We start from the raw sequence: 6,182 nt of genomic DNA, 5'->3' as shown, positions 1-6,182 counted from the left end.
CCGAGGCACGCAAACAGCGCAACACCGCCGCCGACACGGCCCGCGCCGCCGTGACCGCCGCACGCGACGCCGCCCCGCCCACACCCTCCTACGCCAAACAGGCCGCGGACGGGATCGCCGAGTACGACATCCTCAAAACCCACTTCGGCGCGGGAATCGTCAAGGGCACCGCCGGGCTGGTCACCTTCGTCCGCGGCCTCAACCCCCTCGACCCGTACAACCTCACCCACCCCGCCGAGTACGCCCTCGCCCTCAACAACACCGCCGCCGGCCTCGTCCAGGTCGCCAACGACCCGGTGGGCGCCGGCAAACAGATGATCACCGGCTTCATGAAGGACCCCGCCGAGGGCCTCGGCCGGCTCGTCCCCGACCTCCTCCTCACCGCCGCCACCGGCGGCGCCGGAGCCGGCGTCAAAGGCATCCGCACCGCGAAAGAGGCCGCCGACCTCGCCACCGACCTCAACCGGGCACGCAACGCCGTCAACGAATTGCCGGAGGGCACCAACAGCCGCCCGGACAACCGGCGCACTGTCACCGCCACCGACCCCGTCGACCTCGCCACCGGCCGGATGTTCCTCCCCCAGACCGATGTGACCCTGCCCGGCACCCTCCCCCTCACCTTCACCCGCCGCGCCGAATCCGGCTACACCGCCGGCCGGTTCTTCGGCCCCTCCTGGGCCTCCACCATCGACGAACGCCTGGAAATCGACGCCCAAGGCGTCATCCACATCACTCCCGACGGGCTGCTCCTGACCTACCCCCACCCCGTCCCCGGGCTGCCCGCCCTTCCCAGGAGCGGGGCGACGCGCAACGTGCTGTGCCGCCGGGAAGACGGCGACTACACGATCACCGACCCGGACAGCGGACAAATACGCCACTTCACGGCCCCGCATGGAGTCGAGCCGGGCGGTGACGGCGACGCCTGGCTCGTCCAGATCACCGACCGCAACGACAACACCATCAGCATCGACCGCACCGACGACGGAACCCCCACGGCCATCGTCCACTCCGCTGGCCATCGCCTGCTGCTGACTGCGGCCGACCATCGAGTGACGGGCCTCGCCCTCAGCGGCGCCGATACCGCAGGACCGGTCCACCCGCTACTTGCGTACGGCTACACCGACGGAAACCTCACCTCGGTGGCCAAGCCATCCGGCGCCGCCCTGACTCTGGAGTACGACCACCGCCGCCGGGTGACGGCCTGGATCGACTCCAACAGCCGCCGCTATGGCTATGCCTACGACGAACAGGACCGGTGCGTCGCCGAGGGCGGCGAAGCCGGACACATCCAGCTCACCCTCGCTTACAGCATCCCCGACCCCGCCTCCGGAAACAGGGTCACCACCCTCACCACCGCGGACGGCCGCACGACCCGCCACCTCATCGGTCCCGGCTGCCGCGTCCTCGCCACCACCGACCCACTCGGCCACACCACCCGCTTCACCTACGACGCCCGAGGCAACCAGCTCACCCACACCGACGCACTTGGCCGCATCACCGCCTTCACCTATGACGAGGAGGGGCGTCTCAAGGCTGTCATCCGACCGGACGGAGCCGAGCTGAGCACAGTCCGCGGCTCGCTCGGGCTGTCCACAGGGTTCACAGGGCCGGACGGGGCCTGCTGGCGGCAGGAGTTCGACGAGCGCGGCAACCGGACGGCAGTCGTCGATCCGGCCGGCCACGCCACGCGGTACGCCTACGACGCCGGCGGCCGTCTCACCTCGGTCACCGACGCGCTGGGCGGGGTGACCACAATCCGCTGCGACCCGGCGGGCCGGCCGGTGGAGGTGGTCGACCCGCTGGGCGGTTCCACCCGTTTTGTGCGTGATGACTTCGGTCGCCCGGTACGGATTACGGACCCCCTCGGCGCGGTGACCCGGCTCGAATGGAGTGCCGACGGCGAGCTGGAACGCCGTACCGGCCCCGACGGCTCGTCGGAGACCTGGTCCCACGACGGCGAGGGCAATTGTGTCTCCCATGTCGACGCGACGGGTGCCGAGTCCCGCTTCGAGTACACCCACTTCGACCTGCTCGCCGCGCGCACCGGCCCTGACGGAACGCGCTACGCGTTCGAGCACGACGCCGACCTGCGCCTGACGAGAGTCAGCGACCCGCATGGCCTGACCTGGTCGTACTTCTACGATCCGGCGGGGCGGCTGGTCTCCGAGTCCGACTTCGACGGCCGCACACTCCGCTATGCCCTCGACCCGGCCGGCCGGTTGACCGCCAGGACGACTCCCCTCGGCGAGGTCGTCGCCTATGAGCACGACGAACTGGGCCGGGTGATCCGCCAGAACGCGGCGGGTGCGGTGACCAGCTACGCGTACGACCGAGCCGGGCGTCTGCTCCAGGCAACCGGGCCGAGCGGCGAGCTGCTGTACCGGTACGACCGGCGGGGCCGCGTCACCGCGGAGCTGTCAGACGGCCATGCCGTCACCTATGCGTACGATGCGCTCGGCCGCCGGACCCACCGGACCACTCCCACCGGGCAGACCACCGTCTACGGCTACGACGCCGCCAGCCGGCCGGCTCACCTGACCAGCGCCGGCCGGCGTATCGCCTTCACCTGGGACGCCGCCGGGCGGGAGCTCGAACGCGTCTTCGGCGACACGCTCACACTCACCTCCACCTGGGACGAGGCCGGGCGGCTCGCCGACCAGCGACTCACCGCCGGCGACCGGACGCTCAATCGCCGCGGCTATGACTACCGCGCGGACGGACACCTCACCGGCATCACGGATCAGCTCTCCGGCGACCGCTCATTCGAGCTGGACCCTGTGGGACGGGTGACCGCCGTCCACGCCGCCGGCTGGACAGAGCGATACGCCTACGACGCGGCCGGGAACCAGAGTTCGGCTTCCTGGCCCTCCTCCCACCCGGGCCATGAGGCGACCGGGGCCCGCTCGTACACCGGCACCTCCATCACCCGTGCTGGAGAAGTCCGCTACGAGCACGACGAGGGCGGGCGCATTGTCCTGCGCCAGCGGACCCGGCTCTCCCGCAGGCCCGGCACCTGGCGGTACGAGTGGGACGCCGAGGACCGCCTCACTGCGGTCACAACCCCCGACGGCACGCGGTGGCGCTATCTCTACGACCCGCTGGGTCGCCGCTCCGCCAAGCAGCGGCTCGCGGACGACGGGGAGACGGTCTGCGAGGAGACCCGGTTCACCTGGGACGGGGCGGTGCTCTGCGAACAGCTCACCACCTCGACGGAATTGCCTCATCCGGTCGCAACCACCTGGGATCACCAGGGTTTGCGCCCCCTCGCACAGACCGAACGCGTCCTTGCCGCCGATTCCTCCAGGACGGAGATCGATCAGCGCTTCTTCGCCATAGCCACCGATCTGATGGGGACCCCCACCGAACTCGTCGACGAGACGGGCGAAGTGGCCTGGCGCACCCGCACCACGCTGTGGGGCACGACCACCTGGAACCGCGACGCCACGGCGTACACACCACTCCGCTTTCCCGGCCAGTACTTCGACCCGGAAACCGGGCTCCACTACAACGTTTTCCGGCACTACGACCCGGAGTCCGGCCGCTATGCCGCGCCGGACCCACTGGGACTGGCACCCGCACCCAATCCTGTCGCCTACGTGCACAATCCGTATACGATCTGCGATCCGCTGGGGCTCTCGCCCTATCCTCAGTTCAAGGGTCTCGGCTGGCTGACGGAGAGGATGCTCGCCCGTCCTTCGTTCCGCTACCAGCGGACCGTCACCAATCAGGACTACGAGCAGCAGTGGATTCTGCCTGACGGGCGTGAGGTGCATCTCGACGGCGGGCCAAGGGACGGCTGGATAGCGGAGGCGAAGTGGACCGGAGGCGACAAGCAGTCCGAATGGGAGAAGTCCCCTTATAATCCTGATCATAAATTCTACAGCGAATCGAAGATCACAGATCAGGCCGAAAAGCTGTTGGCATTGAACGAGGGATTGGAGGGCAGGGGAGTGCGTTACATGGTGTCCAATGAATGGGGTGCCGCGCATGTGAACGAGGTCCTGGCCAGAGCCTTCCCCGAGGCTGTCGCCAACGGCACTCTCAAGGCTTATCACGTACCGGGCACTGGCATGAGTGGAATGAGCGCATGGCTGCAGTAGTCGAGTTGCTGGAGAGCATCCGGGGCATCGTCCCGCTGACAGGCGAAGGAGTGTCGGCGCAGTTCGGGGCCCAGGGTTGGATGCCAGAAGGGCGTCCGAAGAATGGCTTCGAGACCTCGTGGAACAAGGATGGCATCGGCGGCTGGGTCCACCCGTACGACGGTGGCGTCCGCGTCGAATTCACCGTCTGGATGCGGGACGCGGACGACGCGACGGGCTATTTCGAGGATCTGGAGACGGTCTACGAGGAGGGCGAGGAAGCACTGTCCGCTTTTCTCCCCGAGATCCTCTCGTCGTCGCTCGCCGACGGGCTGGTCGAGGCGGAGGGGACGGCGGATGAAACAGACGAGTTCATCACCTTCCGGAAGTGGGGACTGGACGGCCGCACTCTGATCGTCGGCGTCATCCAGGAGGATACGGACCTCCCGGTCAGAGTTATCACCGCCCTGGAGGACCGGTCTCCCAGCGGCTGAGCCGGACAGCGACCGGGGCCGCCCGGCGGCCAATGCGAGGCGGGGCCTGGGCGGCTCGGTCGCCCAGGCCCCAAAAGGCATCGACGGGATTCGGAAACGCGCCGCGCCGGCCGGACGCCCGCATCAACCGTGCGGTCAAGGCGGTCAGGCCCGGTGAACGGTCGGGTCCGGAAGGTAGAGTTGCTTCTCGCCCTGGACGAGGACATCAAGATGCGCAGCTCATCCAGAGCCTGTTGAGGTTCAGGGTGGTCATCCCGGTGGAACTCCACCAGGTGCCTCCGCCTTGCCGGTATCCACGGCCGAGTCTCCCTGCCAGAGTTGCAACCACGCCCACACCAGCGCTGCGACCCCGGTGCCGACCTGCAACGACACCCCGACCAGCTCCCCGGTCCCCGGGCCATTCAGCAACCAGACCATCGGCGTGTCCGCGATGCAGGCCACCCCGACCACGATCAGCACGATCTTCTGCGGCCGTGTCACGCCGCCCCGCCTTCCCCTGGCCGGCTCTTGGCAGGTAAAGCAAGGACGTTCACGCCGTTGCCAGTGGTTCCGGCAGTCCGGGTTGCCCGTGTCGTATCTCAAGCGGTCCGTATGACGGTGAACAGGGTGGCCGGATCGCCCACCCGTGACTGCCTCTGCCGCACTTCACGGGCATTTGCAGTATGGCTTCAACGGCGGTTCCTAACCTCGAAACTTCTCCAGCAACCGCCGTAAAGGACACACCTTAGCCACTTCCATCGGAGGTGTCGGCAAGTCGTCGCCCCGAGAGCGGCCCCTCGGTACCGAAGAAACGTGGAAACGTGGAAACGTGGAACTGCTCTGACCGGCTGGCTCCGATCGCCCTGGCATGGGCAACGTAGAGCTTGAGCCGTGCTTGAGGCAACGGCAGTGAGAGCTTACGGGGGACGTTAGGACTGGGGCGCCGGGTGAGAGGGTGGGCTGGCCGTCCATGCTGAGTCAAACTGCTGCAGGGCGATGGAGTACAGAAGTCCGGGTGCCCGGACGTACAGGCACGGGGAGTTCCTACCGTGAGCAGATCTGCTGTAGAAGGTGAGGTAGGCGGCCCGGTCCGTTGCGATCACGCGGCACGTGCTCGGCAGGTTAAAGTTGCGAAGCTCGAAATTACTTTGCGTACGGGCCACATGCGCGAGGTAGTCCATGTTCATCCGGACCTGGTTCCTGAGCAGGTCGGGGGTGAACCCGGCATCAAACAACTGTATGTCGCGCGAGCGGCGGTCAAGCCATGAGTCACCTTGGTTGCGAGGGTCAGGCAGTAGAACCTGGACAGAATCCAGGGACAACTCACCCGACCATAAAGGCGAGAAAACGTCACGGGTGAGTACGTTTCCACGTCCCGCCAGGACCTTGATCCAGCGAGCCCTGCCAAGGTCGCGTGCGATGTCCTGCTCGGCGGACGACTGATGACGGTAGACTCGGCCGATTCCTGTGCCGGTGAGCCGTGAGCTGGCGCTGACCAGCCACCCCACTGGGTGTGAGCCGCGCAGGAGGCCGAGCACAAGCACGATCGCGCTTGCCACCAGAGAACTGAGTATCCCGAACAGAAAAGCAGTCATACGAGCCGTCTCCCTGCGTCTGGGCGATCTCGATC

General features: G+C 67.5%; 4 protein-coding genes. 2 read left to right on the top strand and 2 right to left on the bottom strand.

What is annotated here, in order from left to right:
• Positions 1-4,100: RHS repeat-associated core domain-containing protein (locus tag ACWCRA_RS03440; RefSeq protein ID WP_451066761.1), on the top strand; the 4,100-nt coding region annotated here is incomplete at its 5' end.
• The gene (locus tag ACWCRA_RS03435) at positions 4,088-4,573 is read left to right on the top strand and encodes a hypothetical protein (protein WP_351558514.1); all 486 of its coding nucleotides are present in this window, start codon (positions 4,088-4,090) and stop codon (positions 4,571-4,573) included. The genes ACWCRA_RS03440 and ACWCRA_RS03435, both read left to right, overlap by 13 nt.
• 249 nt (positions 4,574-4,822) lie before the next feature.
• Here the strand turns inward: ACWCRA_RS03435 and ACWCRA_RS03430 are convergent, their stop codons facing one another.
• The gene (locus tag ACWCRA_RS03430) at positions 4,823-5,053 is read right to left on the bottom strand and encodes a hypothetical protein (protein WP_451066760.1); all 231 of its coding nucleotides are present in this window, start codon (positions 5,051-5,053) and stop codon (positions 4,823-4,825) included.
• A 428-nt stretch (positions 5,054-5,481) separates the two neighbouring features.
• The gene (locus ACWCRA_RS03425; protein WP_344477679.1) at positions 5,482-6,147 is read right to left on the bottom strand and encodes a hypothetical protein; all 666 of its coding nucleotides are present in this window, start codon (positions 6,145-6,147) and stop codon (positions 5,482-5,484) included.
• Positions 6,148-6,182: the final 35 nt, after the last annotated feature.

It is taken from the genome of Streptomyces sp. NPDC001889, assembly GCF_053594535.1.
Note: the sequence above shows the minus strand (reverse complement) of the source record. Positions and strands in the feature narration are given on the sequence as shown.

Excerpts from the sequence above, each read along its gene's own strand:
- ACWCRA_RS03425 (WP_344477679.1), bottom strand. The coding sequence starts at position 6,147 with ATGACTGCTTTTCTGTTCGGGATACTCAGTTCTCTGGTGGCAAGCGCG.
- ACWCRA_RS03435 (WP_351558514.1), top strand. The coding sequence starts at position 4,088 with ATGGCTGCAGTAGTCGAGTTGCTGGAGAGCATCCGGGGCATCGTCCCG.